Genomic DNA, 2,494 nt, shown 5'->3' with positions numbered 1-2,494 from the left:
CGGCGGGGGCGCGCGGGGGGGGGGTTTGGGGGGGGCGGGGGGGGCCGCCCCCCCCCACGCGGGTGCCCCGCCCGGTGCCGGAACGCCAGTCGGCGGTGGAGGACCAGCCGTGGTAGTCCACCGTGGAACCGTTCCGCCGCGGGCCGCCCCGGCCCGTTACGGGTGCGGAGGGGGTGGAGGGGTCGGCCGGGAGGGTGGAGGCGGCGGCCTGGGGGAGAGCGGTCTGGGAGGCGGCGGCGGCTGCGGTGGCGACGGCGGCGGCGAGTACGGTGCGGCGGGTGGCCGGTCTGCTGTCGGTCATGGCGGTGGGTACCCCGGTCCTTCCGTGAGTCGGTGCGCGTGTGGTGTCGCGCGGTGCTGCGCGTGGGTGCCGCGCCGGTACGGCGGTGGCGACGGTGGTGCCGCGGACGCACCGCGGAGTGTCCACATCTTCCCGCCACCCGATCCCCGGGGCCAGTGCTGCGGGCTTCCGTGCACCCGGGAACATCGGTCTCGGCCAGTGGCGCCACCCGGTCGGCCGTAGGCTGGGGCGGTGACCTCCCGTGCCCGCTCCGGTCCGGACGACCCCGCCCGTCCTGCCGGTCTCGCCCGGTGGCTGCGTGCCCTGCCGCCGTCGTGCGGGCCCGTGCGGCTGGTGGCGGTGGACGGGCACGCGGGCTCCGGCAAGAGCACGCTGGCCGGGCTCCTCACGGCGGAGCTGGGCGGGGCGCCGGTGCTCCACCTGGACGATCTGGCGAGCCACGATGCCCTGTTCGAGTGGACGGCCCGTTTTCTGGAGCAGGTGGCCGCCCCCCTCTCGCGCGGTGAGCCGGCCCGGTACGGGGTGTACGACTGGGAGCGCCGGGTGTTCGACGGGGAGCGCACGCTGCCGCCCGCGCCGGTGGTGCTGGTGGAGGGGGTCGGCGCGGGCCGCCGCGCTCTGCGCCCCCGTCTGGCCTGTGTCGTATGGCTGGACGTGCCGCGCGAGGAGGCGTGGGCCCGGGGGCGGCGCAGGGACGGGCCGGGACTCGCGGACTTCTGGAACGGGTGGGAGCGCGCGGAGGAACGGCACTTCGCCGCCGATCCCACCCTCCCCCACGCCGATATCCTGGTACGGCCGCGCGCGCAGGGATACCTGGTGCTTCCGGGGCCGCGAGGAGAGGCGGAGAAATCCCCCGGGGAACACGGTGGGTGACACGGCGTCAGCGATACGCGCTTCCGCCGGGACGGGTCGCATGTTCCGTCCCGCACCGGCTTGACCGCCCCCGGGTCCTGGTTCTACGTTCTCCCTGAACGGCCTGACAGGCTGTTCACCGCACGAAGCCCCCGGTTGTTCCCCCGTGATCGGGGGCTTCGTCCTGTCCGGACGCCGTCCCGGACCTTCCGTCACCGTCCGTCACCGGGTGGCCGTCGTCGGCCCGTGGCTCCTCTCCTCCCCCTCCGGCCTGCCCGTAGGCCGTCTACGGCCGGAACCGCGGCGCGGGTACCATGCCAAAGGCTGCGGACAGCCGGGGTTCCTGCCTCGCTGCCTGCGTCAACTCCCTTCAGCTGTATGTTCGTTGAGCGCCGTCGAGAACCACCGCCGTCGTCGGGCGACCACCCGGCGCATACCTTCGGGGGACGTTTCGTGGGGGACGTGAGGGACTACGGCACGCGGGACGTCCACGGTTCGCAGGCCCCCGCCGATCTCGCCTGGCTGCGCGGCGTCGACGCGTACACCGTGGGCTCCTACACCCACGCCGAGGAGGAGTTCCGCGCCGCCGTGCGCATCGACCCGGGTATGGCCGACGCCTGGCTGGGGCTGCACGCCCTGCGCGCGGACACCGCCACCGCGCTGCTGCGGATGCACGAGCACCGCCACCGCTTCGGCGAGCAGCGCGCCCGGCACGGCCGCGCCCTCAACTCCTGGTACTGGCTGGGCTGGTGGGTGCAGCCGGTGCTGGAGACCGAACGTGACCTGCTGCTGGCACACGCCTCACACTGGCTGGACGGCCGGCGTGTGGCCGATCTGGACCGGGCGCTGGCCGGGTGCCCGCCGGTGGAGGCCGACCCCCAGGTGCGGTTCCTGCACGCCTGCCGCGCCTACCTGGCCAAGGACTGGGAGCTGCTGGTGCGGCACACCGAGCCGCTGGTGGGCGATCCGCTGATGGGCGTCGAGGCGAGCCTGTTCGCGGGCATGGCCCGGGTGCGGCTGGAGATGTACGGGCAGGCCGAGCCGCTGCTGGCCGCCGCTCTGATGCGCTGCCGCAGCGAGCAGCCGCAGCGCAAGGAGCTGCGCTACTGGCTGGCCCGGGCGCGGGAGGGGACCGGGCGCAGCGCGGCGGCGCTGCCGCTGTACCGGGCGGTGTACCGGGTGGACCCGGCGTTCATGGACACCGCCGCCCGGCTCACCGCCATCGCCGAGGGCGACGGACTGGACGACGCTCCGCCGGCGGCGGCCACGACGGCCGGGGGCGGCGCCGGCGGGCCGGGCGGCCCTCCGGCCGACGGAGGGTGGTCGGCCGACGGGGTGGAT

At 75.6% G+C, this 2,494-nt stretch carries 1 protein-coding gene and 2 pseudogenes; 2 read left to right on the top strand and 1 reads right to left on the bottom strand.

Translation table 11 applies throughout. The annotated features are described in order from the left end of the window. Positions 1 to 301: pseudogene (locus AC2CJA_RS26110) on the bottom strand (hypothetical protein); the annotation flags it as partial. Positions 302 to 532: 231 nt separating this feature from the next. On the opposite strand from AC2CJA_RS26110, the gene AC2CJA_RS26105 reads away from it, so the two are divergent. Further along, positions 533 to 1,174, top strand: coding sequence for a uridine kinase family protein (locus tag AC2CJA_RS26105; RefSeq protein WP_484605130.1), 642 nt, complete (start codon positions 533 to 535; stop codon positions 1,172 to 1,174). Between the two features lie 432 nt (positions 1,175 to 1,606). Beyond that, positions 1,607 to 2,494, top strand: a pseudogene (locus tag AC2CJA_RS26100) (AAA family ATPase); the annotation flags it as partial.

The sequence above is a fragment of the Streptomyces sp. ATLC9 genome, from assembly GCF_057196705.1.
This window is presented reverse-complemented; position numbering and strand designations above follow the sequence as displayed.